Origin of the sequence: Microcella flavibacter (genome assembly GCF_012530535.1) — a bacterium.
GTDB lineage: Bacteria > Actinomycetota > Actinomycetes > Actinomycetales > Microbacteriaceae > Microcella > Microcella flavibacter.
Genome location: NZ_CP051299.1, coordinates 251,596 through 272,320 on the forward strand (window position 1 = coordinate 251,596; position 20,725 = coordinate 272,320).

Below are 20,725 nucleotides of genomic sequence, written 5' to 3' on the forward strand. Positions count from 1 at the left end.
ATGACCGACGCACTCGTCCTCATCACCCGTCTCGCCGACGGCGCCCCGTCCGATTCCGCGGCCGAGCTGCTGGGCGCCGCCGCGCTGCTCGGCGAGCCCGTCGCCGTCGTCCCTGTCGCGGCGTCCGCGGACGCCCCATCCACCGACGCACCGCCGGCCGCCCCCGACTCTCTGGCCGCCGCCCTCGGCGCGCTCGGCGCGGCCCGCGTGCTGCTCGTCGCCGTCGACGGGCTCGGCGCCGTCGCCACGACGCCCGAGGTCGCGGCGCTCGCCGCGGCCGTCGCCGCCGGCACCGAGAGCGGCACCGCTCCGGCCGTCGTCCTGCTCGCCCACACCGCCGAGGGGCGCGAGATCGCCGGGCGGCTCGCCGTGCGGCTCGGCGCGCCGATCGCGTACGACGCGGTCGGGGCGGCGCGCGAGGGGGACAGGACGGTCGTGCGGCACTCCGTGCTCGGCGGGGACTACGCCGTCGACTCGTCGATCGCGAGCGCGCGCGACGGCGAGCCCGTGGCGGGGCCGCTCATCGTCACGATCCGGCCCGGCGCGGTGGGGGAGCGCGCGGCCGCCGTCGACGCGCGGCTCGAGCACCTCGCGGCGAGCGGGGGAGCCCTGCACGGGGCGCGCATCGAGGCCGTGCATCCCGCCGCCGCGACCGGCCGCCCCGCGCTGCGCGGCGCGAAGGTCGTCGTCGCGGGCGGGCGCGGGCTCGGCAAGGAGGGCTTCGGCGTGGCCGAGCGGCTCGCCGACCGGCTCGGCGGCGCGGTGGGGGCTTCCCGCGCCGCCGTCGACGCCGGCTACGTCGAGGGCGCGGCGCAGGTCGGCCAGACCGGCACGACCGTGGCGCCCGACCTCTACATCGCGCTCGGCATCTCCGGCGCCATCCAGCACCGCGCGGGCATGCAGACGGCGAAGACGATCGTCGCGATCAACACCGATCGGGATGCCCCCATTTTCGACGTCGCCGATTTTGGGCTCGTCGGCGACGCCCTCGAGATCGTGCCGCAGCTCATCGCCGAGCTCGACGCGCGCGGGCGGTAGTCGCGATGTCCGGATCCTCGACCCGCCCCGCGCGCCCCGCCGCGACGCCCTCCGCCGCGGCCCGACCCGCCGCCCGGCCCTCCGGGCGCACCCCCGCGCGCCCCGGTGCCACCGGGCGCCTCCCGCGCCGCCTGCTCCTCGCGATCGGCCTCGCGCTGCTCGGGCTCGTGCTCGTCGTGCTGCTCGCCCGCTGGTTCCGCGAGACGCCGGCGGGGCTCGGGTTCCTCGCCGCGTACCCGGGCGAGTACGCGCTGCCGCAGGACGCGCCCGTGGGCATCCCGGCCTGGTTGGCCTGGCAGCACGGGCTCAACGCGTTCTTCCTGCTGCTCATCATCCGCACGGGTCTGCTCGTGCGCACGACGAACCGGCCCGCCGCGTACTGGACGCGCGCCAACTCGGGCCCGCTGAAGACGAAGAACCCGCCGAAGAGGATCAGCCTCGAGCTGTGGCTGCACCTCGCCGTCGACGTGCTGTTCGTGCTCAACGGCGTCGTCTACCTCGTGCTGCTCTTCACCACGGGGCAGTGGGTGCGCATCGTGCCGACCTCGTGGGAGGTCGTGCCGAACGCGGCGAGCGCCGCCCTGCAGTACGCCTCGCTGGTCTGGCCCACGGAGGACGGCTGGGTGAACTACAACAGCCTGCAGCAGCTGGCCTACTTCAGCGTCGTCTTCCTCGCCGCCCCGCTCGCGATCGTCACCGGCCTGCGCATGTCGGGCGCCTGGCCGCGCGACGCCGAGCGACTGAACCGCGCGTTCCCGATCGAGTGGGCGCGGGCGCTGCACTACCCCGTGATGCTCTTCTTCGCCGCGTTCATCGTCGTGCACGTCGCCCTCGTGCTCGCCACCGGCGCCCAGCGCAACCTCAACCACGTCTACGCGGCGCGGAACGACGGCTCGTGGCTCGGCCTCATCATCTTCGCCGTCACCCTCGCGCTCATGATCGGCGCGTGGTTCGCCGTGCGCCCGCTCGTCATCCGCCCGATCGCCGCCCTCACCGGAAAGGTCACGCGCTCCTGAGCGCGGTCACGCCCATGCTCTCTCCCACCCCGAAAGACACCTCCATGCACAGCCTCACCGAGGAGCAGACCGACCTCGTCGAGATGGTGCGCGACTACGCCCGCACCGCCCTCGCCCCGCACGCGCTCGAGTGGGATCGCGACCACTTCTTCCCCGTCGAGACCATCAAGCAGGCCGGCGAGCTCGGCTTCGGCGGCATCTACGTCGCCGAGGAGCGCGGCGGCGCGGGCCTCACCCGCAGCGACGCCGCGCTCATCTTCGAGGAGCTCGCGCAGGGCGACGTCACCATCGCCGCCTACATCTCCATCCACAACATGGTGGCGTGGATGATCGACGCCTACGGCGATGCCTCCCAGCAGGCGCGCTGGGTGCCGGCGCTCGCGAGCATGCAGCACCTGGGCAGCTACTGCCTCACCGAGCCCGACGCCGGATCCGACGCCGCCGCCCTCGCGACCCGCGCCGTGCGCGACGGGGACGACTACGTCTTGACGGGCACCAAGCAGTTCATCTCCGGCGCCGGCGCCACCGATGTGCTCGTCGTCATGGCCCGCACCGGAGCGGCCGGCCCGAGCGGCATCACCGCCTTCATCGTGGATGCTCACGCCGACGGCATCCACTACGGCGAGCTCGAGCGCAAGATGGGCTGGAACGCCCAGCCGACGCGCGCCGTCACCTTCGACGGCGTGCGCGTTCCCGCGGTCGACCGGCTCGGCGCCGAGGGCGAGGGCTTCGGCATCGCGATGAGCGCCCTCAACGGCGGGCGGCTCAACATCGCGGCGTGCTCCATCGGCGGGGCGCAGTGGGCGCTCGACCGCGCGGCGAAGCACATCACCGAGCGACGCGCGTTCGGGGCGCCGCTCTCGCAGCAGCAGTCGCTCGTCTTCACGATCGCCGACATGGAGACCGAGCTGCAGGCCGCGCGCCTGCTGCTGCGGTCGGCGGCGCACTCGCTCGACACCGGGCACCCCGACCTCATCGCCCACTGCGCGATGGCGAAGCGCTTCGCCACCGACATCGCCTTCACGGCGGCGAACGCGGCGCTGCAGCTGCACGGCGGCTACGGCTACCTCGCCGAGTACGGTATCGAGAAGGTGGTGCGCGACCTCCGCGTGCACCAGATCCTCGAGGGGTCGAACGAGATCATGAAGCTCATCATCGGCCGCAGCGTGCTGGGACGGGTCGCGTGAGCGAGCCGGAGGTGCTCATCGAGCGCCGCGGCGCCCTCGGCCTCATCGCCCTCAACCGGCCGCGCGCGCTCAACGCGCTCACCCACGACATGGTGCTCGAGATCCGGGCCGCGCTCGACGTCTGGGCGGGCCACGACGAGGTGCGCACGGTCGCCCTGCGCGGCGCGGGCGAGAAGGCCTTCTGCGCGGGCGGCGACATCGTCGGCCTGCACCGCGAGGCGACGAGCGGCGACGGCCGCGCGGCGGCGGCCTTCTGGCGCGACGAGTACCGCCTCAACGCCCTCATCGCCTCCTACCCGAAGCCCATCGTGGCGCTCATGCACGGCATCGTGCTCGGCGGCGGGGTCGGGCTCTCGGCGCACGCCTCGCACCGCGTCGTCACCGCCTCGACCCGCATCGGGATGCCCGAGACGGGCATCGGCTTCATCCCCGACGTCGGCGGCACGTGGTTGCTGAGCCGCGCGCCCGGCGAGCTGGGCACGCACCTCGCGCTCACCGCCGGCAGCGTCGGAGCGGGCGACGCCCTCGCCCTCGGCCTCGCCGACGCGTACCTCGAGGCCGACCGACTCGACGCTCTCGTCGCGGCCCTCGAGTCGGAGCGCGCCGACGCCGCGGTCGCCCGCCTCTCCGGCCCCGCTCCCGCAGCGCCGCTGCTCGCCGAGCAGCCCTGGATCGACGCGGCCTATGCGGGCGACGACCCGCTGCGCGTGCTCGAGCGCCTCGATGCGGCCCCCGAGCCCGCGGCGCAGGAGGCGGCCGCCGCGATCCGTGCGAAATCGCCCACCTCGGTGGGGGTCACGCTCGCCGCGCTCCGCGCCGCCCGCGGGATGCCCGATCTCGAGCACGCGCTCGCCGCCGAGTTCCGCCTCGCCCTGCGCGCCCTGCTCGCGCCCGACTTCGCCGAGGGGGTGCGGGCGCAGGTCATCGACAAGGATCGCGCCCCGCGCTGGAGCCCGCCGACCCTGCAGTCGCTCGACCCCGCCGCCGCGCAGGCCGCGGCCGCCCCGCTCACGGCCGCCGAGCGCGAGCGCTTCGCCGTCGAGGAGTGGGTGGCGGCGTGAGCGGGCCGCACGCCGGCGCGCCGGCCCCCTCGCCCTTCACCGGCACCGTCGCCGTGATCGGCCTCGGCCACATGGGCGGGCCGATGGCGGCGAACCTCGCGGCCGCGGGCGTCGACGTCATCGGCTTCGACCTGGTGGGCTCGGCGCTCTCCGCCGCGAAGGAGGCGGGCATCCGCATCGCCGCCGCGGGCGAGGCCGCCGTGACGCAGGCCGACGTCGTCATCACGATGCTGCCCGCCGGTCGGCACGTGCTCGCCGCCTACGAGGGCGGGCTGCTCGCGGCGGCGCGCCCCGGAACCCTCTTCGTCGACTGCTCGACGATCGCGGTCGACGACGCGCGCGCCGCGGCGGCGCTCGCCGTCGCCGCGGGCCACCGGGCGCTCGACGCCCCCGTCTCGGGCGGCGTCGTCGGCGCCGAGAAGGGCACGCTCGCCTTCATGGTCGGCGGCGAGGCGGCCGACGTCGCGCAGGTGCTGCCGCTGCTCGAGATCATGGGCGGTCGCATCGTGCACTGCGGCGGCTCGGGCCTCGGGCAGGCGGCGAAGGTGTGCAACAACATGATCCTCGGGGTGAGCATGCTGGCCGTGAGCGAGGCCTTCGTGCTCGGCGAGCGCCTCGGCCTCGACCACCAGGCGCTGTTCGACGTGGCGGCGAACGCCTCCGGCCAGTGCTGGGCGCTGTCGACGAACTGCCCCGTGCCGGGCCCGGTGCCGACGAGCCCCGCGAACCGCGACTTCGCGCCCGGGTTCGCCGGCGCGCTCATGGCGAAGGATCTCGGACTCGCCGTCGACGCCCTCGACTCGACGGGCGTCCACGCCGAGGCCGGCCGCCTCGCCGCCGCCGCCTTCGCCCGCTTCGCCGAGGGGGAGGGCGCGGGTCTCGACTTCTCGGCCATCATCGACGACATCCGGATGCGCGGCGCGAGCCCCTCGCCGGCCGCGGCCGAGCATCCCGCCCCCGCCCCGCCCCCGACCGCAGGAGACCTCTCGTGACCGAGTACGCCACCATCCTCACCGAGCGGCGCGAGCGCGTCGGCATCATCACCTTGAACCGGGCCGACCGCCTCAACGCGCTGAACGAGCAGACGATGCACGACGTCGTGGCGGCGGCGGAGGCCTTCGACGCCGACGAGGGGGTCGGGGCGATCATCCTCACCGGGGCCGGGCGCGCCTTCGCCGCCGGCGCCGACATCACCGAGATGGCGGGCCTCGACCGCGCGGAGGCCGCCGCGCGCGACCTCTTCGCCGGCTGGGACCGCTTCGCCGCCGTGCGAACCCCCACGATCGCGGCGGTCAACGGCTTCGCCCTCGGCGGGGGCTGCGAGGTGGCGATGATGTGCGATCTGATCATCGCCTCGGAGGCGGCGTCGTTCGGTCAGCCCGAGATCGGGCTCGGCGTCATCCCCGGCATCGGCGGCACGCAGCGCCTCGTGCGGGCGATCGGCAAGGCGAAGGCGATGGACCTCGTGCTCACGGGCCGCCGCATCGACGCTTCCGAGGCCGAACGGTGGGGGCTCGTCTCGCGCGTCGTGCCGGCCGAGTCGCTCATGGACGAGGCGCTAACGATCGCCGCGCAGATCGCGGGCCGCTCGCTGCCCGCGCTCTACGACGCGACGGCGGCGATCGACGCGGCCTTCGAGGGCCCGCTCGCCGAGGGCGTGGCGATCGAGCGGCGGCTGTTCCACGCGAGCTTCGACCGCGCCGACCAGACCGAGGGCATGGCGGCCTTCGTCGAGAAGCGCGAGCCGCGGTTCACGCACCGCTAAGCGCGGGGGCGGGATGCCCGACGCGGGCCTTCGCGCCCGCTCGACCCTGATCCTGCACCCGCTCCCGCGTGCCCTCCTGAACCCGTGCGATCGCCGCGGCGGGGAACGCGTTCGCCGTCCGTAAGCCGAAGCTTCCGGAAGCGTCCCCTTCCGGAGCGCGGGAGGGACGAGCCGCCGGGGTGCCGCGACGTTTGCTGTCAGCGCTATGTGCGCTCAAGGCTCCGGAGCCTTGGGCGCACATAGCGTCGGAGGATTCCCTCGCCTCGCCGGCCGTGCCCATCCCGACGTCGCCGCTTCCGGCCCGGCCTCGCGACGACGGCTCCGATCGGCCCCGGCTCCGCCCGAGTCCGCTCGCCCGGCCTCGCCGCAGCGCGGCGTCGCGGGGCGCGCCCGACTACAGCGGCTCGGGCGCCGGCGGCGGCGTCACGAAGTCGCCCGCGCTCTCGCGGAACCGCGCAAGGGTGCGCACGAGCTCGGCCAGCTGCGGCTGCGGGATGCCCGGCTCGGTGAACACCTCGGCGTTGAGCGCCGCGACCGCCGCCTCGCAGAGCGCGCGCCCCGCATCCGTCAGCACCAGCAGGGACGCCCGCCCGTCGCTCGGATGCGGACGGCGCTCGACGAGGCCGTCCCGCTCGAGGCGCTGCACGGTGTGGCTGACGCTCGTCGGGTGCACCTGCAGGCGGGCGGTCGCGCTCGCCATCGGGATCTCGCCGCCCTTCGTGAAGCTCAGCAGCTGCAGCATCTCGTACCGCGCGAAGGAGAGGTCGAAGCGCTTGAGCGCGCCCTCGACGCGGGCGAGCAGCAGCTGGTGCGCCCGCATGACCGAGGTGACGAGGGTCATGCCGTCGGCCGCGTCGTTCCAGCCGTGCGCGAGCCACTGCCGTCGCGCCTCCGCGATCGGGTCGAGGGGGAGCGGGTCGGAGGCCACGGCTCGACTGTAACCCGCGCCCGCCCGAGCACCGCCGACACGACGCGGGCGCACGCCCCGCGCGGCGCGACCGCGGCGCGGCCACCGCGGGGCGGCGGCCCCCTCGCCGCGCTGTCAACTTAGTTGACACCCGCCCCGCGCGGGCGGAGACTCGACGCAGAGCGGCCCGCGACGACGCGCGCCCCCGTCGAGAGGAACCCCATGGCGAAGGCAGACAAGCCCCTCACCGCGAAGTCGTCGGTCGGCGACTGGCTGGCCCACCCGCAGGGCGGCGCCCTGCTGCGCAGCATGCTCGCCGAGGCGGGCCAGAGCGAGAGCGTGCTCAAGCCCGTGCGCCTGTTCTCGCTGCAGCGGCTCGTGCAGCTCAGCAAGGGCCAGTTCCCGCAGGAGGTCGTCGACAGCATGGTCGCCGAGGTCAACGGCGGCGTCGCGCCGGTCGAGACGGAGGACGAGGCCGCCGACGCGGGCGGCGAGGCCGCGGCCTGGGTGGAGCGCATCACCCCGGGCCGCTTCGAGGGTCGCACCATCATCGTCACCGGCGCCGGATCCGGCATCGGGCGCGCGACCGCCGCGCGCATCGCCGCCGAGGGCGGAACGGTCGTCGCCGTCGACATCTCGGCCGAGCGCCTCGCCGAGCTCAAGGCCGAGCATCCCGCCGCCACCACCGTCACGGGCGACATCACGAAGCCCGACGACGTGGCCGCGATCGTCGCCGCCGCGAACGGCCGCATCGACGGCCTCGCCAACGTCGCCGGCGTCATGGACGACATGACGCCGCTGCACGAGGTCACCGACGCGGTCTGGGAGCGCGTGTTCTCGGTCAACGTCGACGGGATGTTCCGCCTCACGCGCGCGGTGCTGCCCACCATGCTCGCCGCGGGTCGCGGCTCGGTGGTCAACGTCGCCTCCGAGGCGGCCCTGCGCGGGTCGGCGGCCGGACTCGCCTACACCGCCTCCAAGCACGCCGTCATCGGGCTCACCAAGAGCACATCGTTCATGTACGCCGGCAAGGGCATCCGCGTGAACGCGGTCGCCCCCGGGCCGGTCGCGACGAACATCGAGGCGAGCTTCGCCTCCGAGCTCGGGCAGGAGCGCATCGGCATGGCCATGCAGGTGCTGCCGCCCGTCGCCGAGTCGGCGCAGCTCGCCGCCTCGATCACCTGGCTGCTGAGCGACGACGCCACCAACGTGTCGGGCGTGACGCTCGCGAGCGACGGCGGCTGGTCGGCGATCTAGCCCGGCGTCAGCGAGCCCGGCGCCTCGGCCTCACGGCGTGCGCGGCGTCAGCAGCTCCTGCAGCAGCGCCCCGTACCGCCGCACGATCGCCTCGGGGTCGGTGGCGAGCAGCCGCTCGTCGCCGACCACCCAGAGCGCGTAGAGCAGCCCGCCGACGAGGGCGCCGGCGAGGCGGGCGCGCAGCTCGGCGTCGGCACCCTCCAGCAGCGGCAGCAGCGGCTGCACGAAGCCCGCGTCGTGGGCCTCGCGCAGGGCCGAGCCGATGCCCTCGGCATCGCTGGCCCGCAGCAGGGCGAGGAACACGGGGCGGACATCCTCGCCCGGGTCGAGCACGTAGCGGATGTACGCCTCGCCCATCGCCTCGACCGGGCCGTCGAGCACGGGGGCGTGGTCGAGCTCGAGGCGCACGGTCTCGAGGAACAGCGCCTCCTTGCCGCCGAAGTGGCGGATGACGAGCGCCGGGTCGACGCCGGCCTCGCCCGCGATGTCGCGCACGGTGGTGCCCGCGTAGCCGGCGGCCGGGAAGAGCTGCGCGGCGGCGGCGCGGATCGCGTGCCGGGTCGGCGACTCCTCGGGGATCGGCTGGCTCATGCTCGGGATGCTATCCGGCCCGCCGGCGCGCACCCCGGCGCACGCCCTCGCGCCCGCCGCTGCGCACCCCGGCACCGAAGCGTCGCCCGGTGTTCACCACCCCGTCGCGGCGTCGTCGCCGGGCCCGCGAGGCCCGCGCAATAGCGTGCGCTCGTGAAGATCGCCGTCGTCACCGAATCCTTCCTCCCGCAGCTCAACGGCGTCACCAACTCGGTCGTGCGGGTGCTCGAGACCCTGCACGCCGACGGCCACGAGGCCATCGTCATCTCGCCGACGACGCCCGGCGACGAGCACCTCGGCTACGCCGTGCACCGCTCCGGCTCGCTGCCGCTCATGCGGTTCCCGATGGGGGTGCCGCACCGCGCGCTGCAGTCGACGCTCGAGTCGTTCGAACCCGACGTCGTGCATGCCGCGGCGCCGTTCCTGCTGGGCCGCAAGGCGCTCGCGGTGTGCGCCCGCACGGGGATCCCGAGCGTCGCCGTCTACCAGACCGACGTCGCCGGCTACCTGCAGCGCTACGGCGTCGGCTTCGCCCGCCCCGTGCTCGACCGCTTCGTCGCCGGCGTGCACGCGCTCGCCGACCGCACCCTCGCCCCGACGCCGCAGACGGCCGAGCAGCTCGGCCGGCTCGGCATCGCGAACGTGCACGTCTGGGGCCGCGGCGTCGACAGCCGGCTCTTCCACCCGGTGCGCCGCCAGTCGCTCGGCGCTCGCGCCCTCCGCGAGCGCGCCGCCCCGAACGGCGAACTGCTCGTCGGCTACGTCGGGCGCCTCGCCGCCGAGAAGCAGGTGGGCCGGCTGCGCGACCTGCTCGGGATGCCCGGCGCCCGCTTCCTCGTCGTCGGCGACGGCCCCGAGCGCCCGCGGCTGGAGCAGGCCTTCGCCGGGCATCCGGTCGCCTTCACGGGCCAGCTGCAGGGCCCGGAGCTCGCCGACGCCTTCGCCGCCCTCGACGTCTTCGTGCACTTCGGCACGGAGGAGACCTTCGGCCAGACCATCCAGGAGGCGCAGGCGACGGGCCTGCCCGTCGTCGCCCCCGCCGTGGGCGGTCCGCTGCACCTCGTCGAGGAGGAGCGCACGGGCCTGCTCGTCGACCCGGGCCAGCGCGGCGGGTCTCGCCGCACGGTCGAGCGGCTCGCGGCCGACCCGGCGCTGCGGGCGCGCCTGGGCGAGGCGGGGCGCCGCGCGGTGCTCGGCCGCTCCTGGGAGGCCAACAACCGCGAGCTGCTCGACCACTACCGCGCGGTGATCGACGCCGCCCGGGTGCGGACGGGAGCCCTCTGAACCTGTTCGATGCGCACGCGATCATCGACGCCGCCCGCGCCGCCGCCTCACCGACGAGGCCTACGCCCGCACCTCGCCGTCCGCGCCGCGCCCTGGTGCGCTGGCCGCGTCCGCTGGCGCCGTCTGCCTAGCCTGCCCCGCTTGCCCTCTGCCTGCCCGCCGACGTTCGTCGCGCGCTCCGCGCACGAGGGCGGGCGATGTCCCTCCCCTCACCTTCCACAACCACGGAGTGGGTGAGCGCGATTCACCCGTTCCGTGGTTGTGGAAGGACCGGAGGGAGGAGAGCCGGTAGCGGGGATCGAGGCGAACGGCACGTGCGGTGGACGGAGGCGGGGCGCCGAGGGGCGTAGGGCGCGGACGGGCGCGGAGTGCCGAGCGACGCCGGCCGCCTGCCGCCGCGGCGCACTGACCGAGGCGCGGCGTCGAGCGCCGTGACCCCCTACTCCCGCTCGCCGACGATCGCGATGATCGCCGGCACGACCGTCTCGTCCTGCAGCGAGGTCGTGTCGCCGAGCGGCCGCCCGTCGAGCACGTCGCCGAGCAGGCGCCGCATGATCTTGCCCGAGCGCGTCTTCGGCAGGTCGGGCACGAGCACGACGTGCTTCGGCTTCGCGACGGGGCCGATCGCGCGGGCGATGTGGGCGCCGAGCTCGGCCCGGGCATCCTCCGCCGCCTCGCGCCAGGCGAGCAGCGACGCCTCGTCGAGCACCTCGGCGGACGCCGCGGAGGACGGGCCCTCCGGTCGCGAGACCGGCACGACGAACGCGGCCACCGCCTGCCCGGTCATCGCGTCGGCGACGCCGACCACCCCCGCCTCGGCGACGAGCGGGTGGGCGACGAGCGCAGACTCGATCTCGATCGTCGACAGGCGATGGCCCGACACGTTGATGACGTCGTCGATGCGGCCCTGCAGGCGGATGCGGCCCTCGGCGTCGGCCGTCGCGCCGTCCCCGGCGAGAAACAGGCCCTGCGCGGCGAACCGGCTGAAGTACGCCGCCCGGTAGCGGTCGTGGTCGCCCCAGACCGTGCGGGCCATGGCCGGCCAGCGGCCGTCGATCGTGATGAGGGCGCTCGACCCGGCAGCGGCATCCCCGCCCTGCTCGTCGACGAGCCGCACCGACAGCCCCGGCAGCGGCACGCCCGCCGCGCCCGGCACGCCGTCGTGCACGCCCGGCAGGGTCGAGACGATGGCGGCGCCCGACTCCGACTGCCACCAGGTGTCGACGATCGGCGCGCGCCCGCCTCCGATGCTCGCGTGGAACCACACCCACGCCTCGGGGTTGATCGCCTCGCCGACCGTGCCCAGCAGCCGCACGGACGATAGGTCGAACGACGCGGGGAACCCGTCGGGGAACCGCGCCATGAACGTGCGGATGAGCGTCGGCGCCGTGTAATACACGGTGACGCCGAGCCGCTCGATGATCTCGGCGTGCCGCGTCGGCGCCGGGTGATCCGGAGATCCCTCGGCGATGACGATCGCGGCGCCGTTCGACAGCGGCCCGTAGAGCACGTACGTGTGCGCCGTCACCCAGGCCAGGTCGGCCGTGCACCAGTACACGTCGGAGGGCTTCGCGTCGAAGAGCGCCCAGTGGCTCCAGCTCGCCTGCACGAGGTAGCCGCCCGTCGTGTGCACGACGCCCTTCGGCCGCCCCGTGGTGCCGCTGGTGTAGGTGATGAAGAGGGGATGCTCGGCCTCGAGCGCGGGCGCCGTGTGCGCTGTCGGCTGCGCGCCGACGGCCTCGTGCCACCACACGTCGCGCCCGGCGGACCACTCGATCGACGAGCCCGTGCGGCGCACCACGAGCACGTGCCGCACGTGGTCGAGCCCCGCCACGGCCTCGTCGACGATGCCCTTCACCGGCACGGCGGCCCCGCGCCGGAACTGCCCGTCGCTCGCGATGACCGCGACCGCGCCCGTGTCGGCGACGCGGAACCGCAGCGCCTCGGCCGAGAACCCGCCGAAGACGAGCGAGTGCACGGCGCCGATGCGGGCGCAGGCGAGGGCCGCGACGACCGTCTCGACGAGAACCGGCAGGTAGATGATGACGCGGTCGCCGGGGCCGATTCCGAGCGCCTCGAGCGCGTGCGCGGCCTGCGCGACCCGGCGCTGCAGTTCGGCGTACGTCACGGTCTCGCGGTCGCCGCGCTCGCCCTCGAAGTGCAGCGCGACAGAATCGCCGCGGCCGGCCTCGACGTGCTGGTCGACGCAGACGACGCTCGCGTTGAGCCGGCCGCCGTCGAACCAGGTCGCGCGCGCGCTGAGCGGGTCGTCGTCGCTCGGCGGGGTCCACTCGTGCACCGACGACCAGCGCTCGGCCCACGGCAGCCGCTCGGCCTGCTGCTGCCAGAACGTCAGCGGGTCATCCGGATACCCCTCGAGCACCGCCTCGGTCACGTTCGCCGCGGCGGCGAAGGCGGGCGGCGGCGGGTAGCGGCGGTCGTCGTGAACGGGGGTGGATGCTCGCAGCTCGCTCATCGTGCCTCCCACGCTAGGCGGCGCACCCGGGCGCGCGCCCCGCGCGGCGTCACGCACCGTCACATGCACGGGCCGCCGGGCCGGAGCGACCGCGCCCGCACGCAGCGGAGCGGGGCCCGCGCCACCGCACGAGCCCCGCTCCGGTCTTGCTGCGGTCGGCACGCGCACGCGCCGACCGGGTCATCCGATCAGGGTCGATCAGCCGAGGATGTCGCCGAGACCCAGGTCGAGGTCACCGGTGATGTCGTCGACGAGGCCGTCGACCGAGCCGGTCACGTCGCCGACCAGGCCGTCGACGTCGACGACGTCGGTCACGTCGCCCACGATGCCGTCGACGTCGGCGATGTCGCTCACGTCACCGAGGTCGACGTTCGTCTCGTTGCCCGAGCCGATGGGGGCCTGCACGTCGTTGCCGGAGCCGATCGCGTTGCCCGAGCCGATGTCGCCGACCTCGGGGGCCACGACGACGGGGCTCTCGTTCGAGATGTCGCCGCCGGTCACGTCGCCACCGGTCACATCGCCCACGACGTCGCCGCCGGTGGCGTCGCCGACGAGGCCGTCGACGGAGGTGCTGCCGCCGGTCACGTCGCCGAGCAGGCCGCTGATGGTCGCGTCGCCCGAGAATCCGTCGACGGTGCCGTCGAGCAGGTCGGCGAAGGTGGTGTCGCTCGTGATGCTGTCGAGCAGGTCGCTCGTCAGCACCGTCTCGGGGGCGACGGTCGACGTCGATTCGGTGCTGTCGTCGGCCATGGCCGGGGCGGCGACGCCGGCGGCGAGCAGGCCGGCCGCGGCGAGGGCCGAGACGCCGGCGATGGTCTTCTTCGAGGTGAACGTGTTCATGGGATGAACCTTTCTTCCTGATTCGGGTTCGCGCCCGGTTCGTATCGGGGACGGTGTCGAACCGATCCCCGCCGGGTGCACTGGGGAATCCGGAACGCCCCGGCGACCGGTTTGCCGCCTCGGGGCTGGACGACCCCAGTTCGGGGGTGGAACGGTGGTTTGCTATGAGTTCCTGAGAGCCTCCTCGCCCGTCGTTCCGGGCCGCGCGGGCGTCGGTCGGGCGGATGCTGGAAATCAGCTCCACATGCGGGATCGTCACCCGTGGTAGTCCGCCCGGATACGCTGACGACGTGACCACCCCGAGCCCCGCACCCGCCGCAGCACCCGCCGCCGCTCCCGCCCTCCGCCTCTCCGACGAGGTCGCTGCGGCGCTCGCCGAGGGCCGCCCGGTGGTCGCGCTCGAATCCACGATCATCAGCCACGGCCTGCCCCGGCCGCGCAACCACCAGGCGGCGATCGAGTTCGAGGCGATCCTGCGCGAGCAGGGCGTCGTGCCCGCGACCATCGCCGTGCTCGACGGGGTGCCGCGCATCGGCCTCGACGCCGCGGGCGTGCGCCGCATCGCCGAGGAGGACCTCGCGAAGGCGAGCGTGCGCGACCTGCCCGTCCTCATGGGCCGCGGCGCGAGCGGGGCGACGACCGTCGCCGCGACCGCGCACCTCGCCGCCCTCGCCGGCATCCGCGTCTTCGCGACGGGCGGGCTCGGCGGCGTGCACCGCGGGGCGAGCGAGTCCTTCGACGAGTCGGCCGACCTCTCGACCCTCGCCGTCACCCCCGTCACCGTCGTCTCGGCGGGTGTCAAGAGCGTGCTCGACATCGCCGCGACGCTCGAGCGGCTCGAGACCTTCTCGGTGCCGGTCATCGGGCTCGGCACGAGCGTGTTCCCGAGCTTCTGGCTGCGCGAGAGCGCCTTCACCCTCGACTGGTCGGTCGCCGACGAGAGCGAGGTCGCCGCCCTCATGGCCGCGCACGACGCGCTCGGGCACCGGCAGGGCATCGTCGTGGCGAACCCCATCCCGGCCCATCAGCAGTGGGATCCGGTCGAGCACGACCGCGTGCTCGCCGAGGCCTTCGCCCTCGCCGACGCCGCGGGGGTCACGGGCAAGGCGGTCACGCCGTTCCTGCTCGGCACCATCGTCGAGCTCTCGGGCGGGCGCAGCCTCGAGGTCAACCTCGACCTCGCCCGCAACAACGTGGCCGTCGCGGGCCGCATCGCCGCCGCCTGGTCCGCCCGCCCGTGAGCGAGAAGGCTCCGCGCATCCTCGTCGTCGGCGACGTCATCAACGACATCGTCGTGCTGCCGTCGGAGGAGCTGCGCCCCGACACCGACACGACGTCGATGATCATCGCGACACCCGGCGGCTCGGCGGCCAACACCGCGGCGTGGATCGGGTGGCACGGAATGCCCGTCGACTTCGTCGGGCGCGTCGGGGCCGGCGACGCCGAGCACCACCGCCGCGTCTTCGCCGACGCCGGGGTCACCGCGCACCTCGCCGAATCGACGACGCGCGGCACCGGAACGATCGTGATCGTCGCCGAGGGCGAGCGCCGCACGATGCTCACCGACCGCGGAGCGAACGATGAGCTCGACCCGGCGAGCGTCACCGACGAGCTGCTCGACCGGGCGAGCATCCTGCACCTGACCGGGTACGGCCTGGTCAACGCGTTCACCGCCGAGGATCTGGCGGCCCTCATCGCGCGTGCTCGCGCGCGCGGCGTGAGGGTGTCGCTCGACCCGGGCTCGGTCGGCTTCATCAGCGATTACGGGCCCGCCGCGTTCCGCCGCACCGTCAGCGGCGTCGACCTGCTGCTGCCGAACCTCGCCGAGGCCCGGCTGCTCATTGGTCAGCCGGACGCGCCGGCCGTGCACGCCGCCGTCGTGCTGCTCGACGTCGCCCCGGTCGTCATGCTCACGGACGGCGCGCGCGGCGTCATCATCGCCGAGGACTCGGGAGTGGTGCACGAGATCGCCGTCGACGCCGTGCCGACCGTCGACCCGACGGGAGCCGGCGACGCCTTCGGGGCCGGGGTGCTCGTCGCCCTCGCGCGCGGCGAAGGACTCGACGCCGCCGCCGCGCACGGCATGCGGGCGGCGGCGATCGCGGTCAGCCGCGCGGGCGGGCGGCCGCCGGCGTGGGCGTAGTGCCCGAGGCGGTCCTCACCAGCACGAATCGCGATGGACGGGCGGCCCAGCGTCGTGTGCGCCCGCGCAGGTCGTTCACTGCCGGATCGGCGAGACTGTCGGGATGCCCGGCCTCCGACTGATTGCGCTCGTGCTCGGCGCGGCGTACACCGCGCTGCTGCTGCTGTTCACGCTCAGCCCGGTGGCGCAGCTGTACGTGGGGTCGGAGGCCCAGCGCGGCGTGCTCACCTGGCGCAGCTGGATGGACCCGCAGACGTGGGCCGCGGGCACCCTCACGGAGTTCGGCGCGAACATCGCGATCTTCGTCCCCTGGGGCGTGCTGGCGCTCGTCGCGGTGGGGGTGAGGCGCTGGTGGCTCGCGGCCGCGGGCGGCGTCGTGCTGACGTGGGTCATCGAGGTCGCGCAGATCCCGCTCGCCCGCATCTCCGACCCGCGGGATCTCGTCGCCAACACCGCGGGCGCCGTGCTCGGCGTCGGCCTCGCCGCGCTGGTGTCGACGGTCGTCGCGCGCTCGGCGCGACGCCGGTCGGCGGTCAGGCCAGCGGGGGCACGACCGGCGCAGGGCTGACGTCGCGGGGCCGGGCGGTCGCGACCGCGCCGATGGAGGCCGCGATGACGAGCGCGATCGCGATGAGCTGGACGCCCGTCAGCAGCTGCCCGAGCACGACGAGCCCGGCGAGCGCCGCCACGGCCGGGCCGAGACTCGACAGCACGCCGAAGACGCGCGTGGGCATGCGCTTGAGGGCCAGGAACTCCAGGGCGTACGGCACCGCCGAGGTCAGCACGGCGATGCCCGCGAAGGTGAGCAGCAGCACCGGCTGCGCGCTCACCGCGGTCGCGGCGGGGGCGGCGCCGAGCGGCACGACGACGAGGGCGGCGACGAGCATCGCCATCGCGAGCCCGTCGACGCCGCGGGCGCGCGGGCCGAGGCGCGCCGAGGCCACGATGTACAGCGCCCAGAACGCCGCGGCGCCGGCCGCGAGCAGCAGGCCGAGCAGGTCGAGCGAGCCGGTCTCGTCGAGCCCGAGCAGCACGACGCCGAGCGCGGCGAGCGCGACCCAGGCGAGGTCGCGCGCCCGCCGGGTGCCCGCCACGGCGACGGCGAGCGGGCCGAGCAGCTCGACGGTGACGGCGACGCCGAGCGGGATGCGGTCGATCGACAGGTAGATGAGCGCGTTCATGCCGGCGAGGCCCGCGCCGAGGGCGACGACGCCGAGCCAGGTGCGACGATCCCATCCGCGCACCCGGGGCCGGATCACCGCGAGCAGGATGATCGCCGCGAAGCCGAGGCGCAGCGCCGCGGCGCCGAGCGGCCCGACCTCGTCGAAGAACGAGCCGGCGATCGCGTTGCCGAACTGCACGGAGACGATCGCGGTGACGGCGAGCAGCACGGGCGGGGCGGGGGCGCGGCTCACCGGGACAGTCTGCCGCAGCCGCGGAGCCGCGCTCGACCGCGGCGCCACCGCGACCGCGCAAGCGGAACGCCCGACGGCCCTGGGTGGGGCCGCCGGGCGTTCCGGGGGAGGGGAGGCGCGACCCGAACGCGCGTCCCGGGTCGAGGGGTCTAGTCGCTCGAACCGACCGAGGCGGGGCTCTGCGCCGAGACCGGCGAGGCCGGGCTGACGGGCGAGGCCACCGACACCGGCGAGGCGGGCGAGACCGGCGAGGGCACCGAGACCGGCGAGGCCGGCGTCTGCACCGAGACGGGGCTCTGCACGCTCTGCACCGACACGGGCGAGATCGGCGAGGCGGGCGTCGCGGGCGAGGGGGTCACGATGCTGTCGCTCTGCACCGAGAAGCTGACGTCGGCGCTCTGGCCGCTGCCCTTGAGCTCGGTGGGGCGGTCGCTCAGGCCGGGCACGGTGGCGCCGGTGCTGCCCTCGGTGAGGCTCATGGCGTTCGCGGCGGCGGTCGCACCGCCGGCGAGCAGGCCGAGGCCGAGCACGGAGGTGGCGCTGACGGCGATCCAGGTCTTCTTCTGCATGGTCTTCTCTTCTCTATCGTCGAACGGGAGTCGGTGGGGGAGGGGGCTTCCCTCCCGATGACTCCATGGTGCTCACCGGGCATGAGACGCGAAGGAGGCCCCCGTGAGAGGCCTCTCATCCGCGAGATCCGCGAGACCCGCGAGGTGCGCGACGAGCCCGCGGATCAGCTCCGCGCGGCCGCCTTCACCTGCTCGTACGCGTCGAGCGCCTGCTGGCGCGAGAGCGTGAGGTCGACGATCGGCTCGGGGTACGCGGGCGTGCCCGCCTCGGGCACCCACCGGTTGACGTACAGTCCGTGGCCGTCGAACTTCTTCGCCTGCAGCTCGGGGTTGAACACCCGGAAGTACGGGGCCGCGTCGGCCCCCGAGCCCGCCACCCACTGCCACGAGGCCGAGTTGTTGGCCTCGTCGGCGTCGACGAGGCAGTCCCAGAACCACGCCTCGCCCTCGCGCCAGTCGATGCGCAGGTTCTTCGTCAGGAAGCTCGCCGTGATCATCCGCACCCGGTTGTGCATGTAGCCGGTGCGCCAGAGCTCCCGCATGCCCGCATCGACGATCGGGATGCCCGTCCGCCCGTGCTGCCAGGCCTCCAGCTGCCCGCCCTCGGGCCGCCGCCACGGCATCGCGTCGAACTCGGGGCGGAAGTTCTTCGTGCCCAGCTCGGTGAAGTGGAACAGGATCGTGTACGAGAACTCGCGCCAGCCCAGCTCGCTGAGGAACTTCGCGCGGTTCGCGCGGGCCGGGGCGTCGAGCCCGTGCCGCAGGCGATGCCAGATCTGGAAGGGGCTCAGCTCGCCGAACGTGAGGTGCGGGCTGAGCATGCTCGTCGCCGGTACGGCGGGCTCGTCGCGGCGGTGGTACTCGCCGAGGTGCTCCTCGGCGAAGGCCTCGAGCCGCGCGTGCGCCCCCGCCTCGCCCGGGGTCCACGTCTCGCGCAGCCCCTCGGCCCAGTCGGGCGCGGTGGGCAGCAGCTCCCAATCGTCGAGGTCGTCGCTCGCGAGGCCCTCGACGCCCTCGAGCGCGGTCGGCGCCGCGAGCGGCTCGCGCGGCTCGCCCGCCGCGAGGCACGCGCGCCAGAACGGCGTGAACACCTTGAAGGGGGTGCCCGAGCCCGTGCGGATCGTCCACGGCTCGAAGAGCAGCGAGCCCTGGAAGCTCTGCACCTCGAGCCCCGCCTCGGTGAAGCGGGTCTTGAGCTCGGCGTCGACCTCGCGGGCGGCGCCGTAGCGCCGGTTCCAGTAGACGGCGCCGGCGCCGGACTGCTCGACGAGGGCGGGCAGCTCGGTGAGGGCGCTGCCGCGGCGCAGGGTGAGGTCGGCGCCGAGCTCGCGCAGGGCATCCCGCAGCCGCGTCAGCGAGTGGTGCAGCCACCAGCGGCTCGCGGCCCCCAGCGGGCGCACCCCCGGCGAGGAGTCGTCGAGCAGGTGCAGCACGATGACCGGCCCGCCCCGCCGCACCGCGGCATCGAGGGCGGGGTTGTCGGCGATGCGCAGGTCGTCGCGCAGCCACACGATGCTGGGGGATGGCCTCATAGCGGTCAGGCTACGGGCACCCGGGGGTAGCCTCTCTGGAAGGTTCCGGAATGGTCGATGACAGCCTGAACGCTCGCCCCGGCATCGCGCCGACCGCCGCCCGTGACGATGCACGCGCGGCCGTCCGCGGTGTGCTCGACCAGGCGGCCCGGCTCGGGGTGCGCGCCCTCATGGCGGGCGGCCCCGTCTTCGTGCTGCACGGCCTCATCTCGCCGCGGCCCTCGCCCTCGACGAATCTCATCATCGATCCGGCGGGCGAGACGGCGCTGCTCGGCGCGCTCGGCGCCGACGGCTGGGCGCCCGCGCCCGTGCGGCCCTCCCTGGCGCCCGGCGGGGCGCTCGGCCTGCGCCACGGCCCGAGCGGCGCGCTGCTCAACCTCTACCCGCTGCTGCCCGGCTTCGGCGTGCACCCGGCGGTCGTCTTCGAGCACCTGTGGGAGTGGCGGGTGCCCATGCGGGCCTTCGACCGCGACGGGCACGCGGTCGACCGGCTCGTCACCATGATCCTCGCCGTGCACGACAACCTCGGCCCGCGCGCCGCCGCGCCCCCGCCCGAGTCGGTCACGGCGTTCCTCATCGACCACTTCCTCGCCGAGATCAGCAACGACGAGCTCGAGCGCCTTCCCGTGCTCATCGACGGGCTCGGCGCGCAGGCCGTCATGCGCCGGTTCTGCGACGCGCTCGGGCTGCCGCCCATGGCCGCGCGCATGCCCTCCCGCGCTTACGCCGCGCAGCGCTGGGCGCGCGACGACGTCGACCCCGGCGATCGTCTGCTGCTGGCCTCGCTCGATGCGACTCCGGGCTATCGGGGCGCGGTGCAGCGCGACGTGCGCTGGGCGCGGCGATGGATGCTCCCCCGCGGTCCGTTCGCGGTGCCGCACCTGCTCGGCACCCTGCTCGGAGCATCCCGCCGCCGTCGTCGCCGCCTGCGCGACGCCCTCGGGCTCAGCCCCGCAGCCGGTCGCAGAGCTCGGTGAGCCGCACGAGCTCGTCGGCGTCGAGGCTGCCCCCGACGCGGCGGGCGATCGAGTCGGCGTGCACGACGGCGACGCGCTTGAACAGCCGGTAGCCCTCGTCGGTGAGGGCGACGATCGTGCCGCGCGCATCGCTCGGGTCGGACTGCTTCTCGACGAGGCCGCGGCCGGCGAGGCGGTCGATCATGCGGCTGACGCTCGGCTGGCTCAGCAGCAGGTGCGGGATCAGGTCGCGGATGCGCATGCGGCGCGCGGGCTGGCGGCTGAGGTTGAACAGCACGTCGTACTCGGTGAACGAGATCTCGGCCGTGGGGAACTCGGCGGAGAGCTGCCGCAGCACCGAGACCTGGGCGCGGAACAGCGATTCCCATGCGTCGATGGCGAGGCTCTGGTCGGTCACGAGCGCAACTCTATTCACTCGCATGGGGTTCGTGTGCGCATCGCGCACGCGGAACGTCACAGAGGCGGCGGTGGAAAGCACCCCGGACATGGTGAAGGCCCGGCCGCCGAGGCGAGCGACCGGGCCTCTTCCCTTGCACCAAAAGTGTCCTGCAATCACATTCCGCGGAGGCTGCCACAGCAAACAACCTCTGCTGACACCGACTGTATAACGGCCAGGTAACGGTGTCTAGTTACCGGTTCGTTATTTTTCTGGGAGATCCCTATGCGG

At 74.5% G+C, this 20,725-nt stretch carries 20 protein-coding genes; 12 read left to right on the forward strand and 8 right to left on the reverse strand.

The window, feature by feature from the left end; all coding sequences use genetic code 11:
- The 6 genes from HGB54_RS01160 to HGB54_RS01185 are packed head-to-tail and all read left to right on the forward strand — an operon-like array spanning nucleotide 1 to nucleotide 6,067.
- Nucleotides 1-1,038 carry an electron transfer flavoprotein subunit alpha/FixB family protein gene (locus tag HGB54_RS01160; RefSeq protein ID WP_168914820.1) on the forward strand — a complete coding sequence of 346 codons (1,038 nt, stop codon included), beginning with the start codon at nucleotides 1-3 and terminating at the stop codon, nucleotides 1,036-1,038.
- 5 nt (nucleotides 1,039-1,043) lie between these two features.
- Entirely contained in the window at nucleotides 1,044-2,054 is a 1,011-nt protein-coding gene (locus HGB54_RS01165; RefSeq protein ID WP_168914821.1) for a cytochrome b/b6 domain-containing protein, read from the forward strand.
- A gap of 44 nt (nucleotides 2,055-2,098) precedes the next feature.
- Nucleotides 2,099-3,241: an acyl-CoA dehydrogenase family protein gene (locus HGB54_RS01170; RefSeq protein WP_168914822.1), complete on the forward strand. Its 1,143-nt coding sequence runs from the start codon at nucleotides 2,099-2,101 to the stop codon at nucleotides 3,239-3,241.
- Nucleotides 3,238-4,302 carry an enoyl-CoA hydratase/isomerase family protein gene (locus tag HGB54_RS01175; protein WP_168914823.1) on the forward strand — a complete coding sequence of 355 codons (1,065 nt, stop codon included), beginning with the start codon at nucleotides 3,238-3,240 and terminating at the stop codon, nucleotides 4,300-4,302. The genes HGB54_RS01170 and HGB54_RS01175 overlap by 4 nt, the downstream gene beginning before the upstream one ends.
- Nucleotides 4,299-5,294: a 3-hydroxyisobutyrate dehydrogenase gene (gene mmsB, locus HGB54_RS01180; RefSeq protein WP_228545884.1), complete on the forward strand. Its 996-nt coding sequence runs from the start codon at nucleotides 4,299-4,301 to the stop codon at nucleotides 5,292-5,294. Before HGB54_RS01175 ends, mmsB begins: the two co-directional genes overlap by 4 nt.
- Nucleotides 5,291-6,067 carry an enoyl-CoA hydratase-related protein gene (locus HGB54_RS01185; RefSeq protein ID WP_168914824.1) on the forward strand — a complete coding sequence of 259 codons (777 nt, stop codon included), beginning with the start codon at nucleotides 5,291-5,293 and terminating at the stop codon, nucleotides 6,065-6,067. Before mmsB ends, HGB54_RS01185 begins: the two co-directional genes overlap by 4 nt.
- A 394-nt stretch (nucleotides 6,068-6,461) precedes the next feature.
- On the opposite strand, the gene HGB54_RS01190 is transcribed toward HGB54_RS01185, so the two are convergent.
- Entirely contained in the window at nucleotides 6,462-6,995 is a 534-nt protein-coding gene (locus HGB54_RS01190) for a MarR family winged helix-turn-helix transcriptional regulator (protein ID WP_228545885.1), read from the reverse strand.
- Nucleotides 6,996-7,196: 201 nt separating this feature from the next.
- On the opposite strand from HGB54_RS01190, the gene HGB54_RS01195 reads away from it, so the two are divergent.
- Entirely contained in the window at nucleotides 7,197-8,231 is a 1,035-nt protein-coding gene (locus HGB54_RS01195; RefSeq protein WP_168914825.1) for an SDR family NAD(P)-dependent oxidoreductase, read from the forward strand.
- Nucleotides 8,232-8,261: 30 nt separating this feature from the next.
- On the opposite strand, the gene HGB54_RS01200 is transcribed toward HGB54_RS01195, so the two are convergent.
- Complete coding sequence (locus tag HGB54_RS01200; RefSeq protein ID WP_168914826.1) at nucleotides 8,262-8,822, reverse strand: TetR/AcrR family transcriptional regulator; 561 nt, start codon at nucleotides 8,820-8,822, stop codon at nucleotides 8,262-8,264.
- A gap of 153 nt (nucleotides 8,823-8,975) precedes the next feature.
- Between HGB54_RS01200 and HGB54_RS01205 the strand changes: the two genes are divergently transcribed.
- Nucleotides 8,976-10,106, forward strand: a complete 1,131-nt coding sequence (locus HGB54_RS01205; protein WP_168914827.1) for a glycosyltransferase family 4 protein — start codon at nucleotides 8,976-8,978, stop codon at nucleotides 10,104-10,106.
- Nucleotides 10,107-10,545: 439 nt separating this feature from the next.
- On the opposite strand, the gene acs is transcribed toward HGB54_RS01205, so the two are convergent.
- Together acs and HGB54_RS01215 are read right to left on the reverse strand one after the other, a co-directional pair.
- Entirely contained in the window at nucleotides 10,546-12,582 is a 2,037-nt protein-coding gene (acs, locus tag HGB54_RS01210) for an acetate--CoA ligase (RefSeq protein WP_168914828.1), read from the reverse strand.
- A 198-nt stretch (nucleotides 12,583-12,780) separates the two neighbouring features.
- Nucleotides 12,781-13,422 (reverse strand): hypothetical protein, encoded by a 642-nt coding sequence (locus HGB54_RS01215; RefSeq protein ID WP_168914829.1) that lies wholly within the window; start codon nucleotides 13,420-13,422, stop codon nucleotides 12,781-12,783.
- 290 nt (nucleotides 13,423-13,712) lie between these two features.
- Here HGB54_RS01215 and HGB54_RS01220 point away from each other — a divergent pair, with 290 nt between their 5' ends.
- The 3 genes from HGB54_RS01220 to HGB54_RS01230 all read left to right on the forward strand — a co-directional run bounded on the left by HGB54_RS01220 (nucleotide 13,713) and on the right by HGB54_RS01230 (nucleotide 16,133).
- Nucleotides 13,713-14,663, forward strand: a complete 951-nt coding sequence (locus HGB54_RS01220; RefSeq protein ID WP_228545886.1) for a pseudouridine-5'-phosphate glycosidase — start codon at nucleotides 13,713-13,715, stop codon at nucleotides 14,661-14,663.
- A complete protein-coding gene (locus HGB54_RS01225) occupies nucleotides 14,660-15,565 on the forward strand; it encodes a carbohydrate kinase family protein (RefSeq protein ID WP_168914831.1) in 906 nt (301 codons plus the stop codon). Before HGB54_RS01220 ends, HGB54_RS01225 begins: the two co-directional genes overlap by 4 nt.
- 103 nt (nucleotides 15,566-15,668) lie before the next feature.
- Complete coding sequence (locus HGB54_RS01230; RefSeq protein ID WP_168914832.1) at nucleotides 15,669-16,133, forward strand: VanZ family protein; 465 nt, start codon at nucleotides 15,669-15,671, stop codon at nucleotides 16,131-16,133.
- Here the strand turns inward: HGB54_RS01230 and HGB54_RS01235 are convergent.
- From HGB54_RS01235 to HGB54_RS01245, 3 genes are all read right to left on the reverse strand, one after another.
- A complete protein-coding gene (locus tag HGB54_RS01235) occupies nucleotides 16,099-16,980 on the reverse strand; it encodes an EamA family transporter (RefSeq protein ID WP_168914833.1) in 882 nt (293 codons plus the stop codon). The two genes, HGB54_RS01230 and HGB54_RS01235, sit on opposite strands and share 35 nt — an antisense overlap.
- Before the next feature lie 149 nt (nucleotides 16,981-17,129).
- Complete coding sequence (locus HGB54_RS01240) at nucleotides 17,130-17,549, reverse strand: hypothetical protein (protein ID WP_168914834.1); 420 nt, start codon at nucleotides 17,547-17,549, stop codon at nucleotides 17,130-17,132.
- A 164-nt stretch (nucleotides 17,550-17,713) separates the two neighbouring features.
- Nucleotides 17,714-19,081 carry a cryptochrome/photolyase family protein gene (locus tag HGB54_RS01245; protein WP_168914835.1) on the reverse strand — a complete coding sequence of 456 codons (1,368 nt, stop codon included), beginning with the start codon at nucleotides 19,079-19,081 and terminating at the stop codon, nucleotides 17,714-17,716.
- 50 nt (nucleotides 19,082-19,131) lie between these two features.
- Here HGB54_RS01245 and HGB54_RS01250 point away from each other — a divergent pair, with 50 nt between their 5' ends.
- Nucleotides 19,132-20,058, forward strand: a complete 927-nt coding sequence (locus HGB54_RS01250) for a hypothetical protein (protein ID WP_168914836.1) — start codon at nucleotides 19,132-19,134, stop codon at nucleotides 20,056-20,058.
- Here the strand turns inward: HGB54_RS01250 and HGB54_RS01255 are convergent.
- Nucleotides 20,027-20,479: a MarR family winged helix-turn-helix transcriptional regulator gene (locus tag HGB54_RS01255; RefSeq protein WP_168916743.1), complete on the reverse strand. Its 453-nt coding sequence runs from the start codon at nucleotides 20,477-20,479 to the stop codon at nucleotides 20,027-20,029. The two genes, HGB54_RS01250 and HGB54_RS01255, sit on opposite strands and share 32 nt — an antisense overlap.
- Nucleotides 20,480-20,725: the final 246 nt, after the last annotated feature.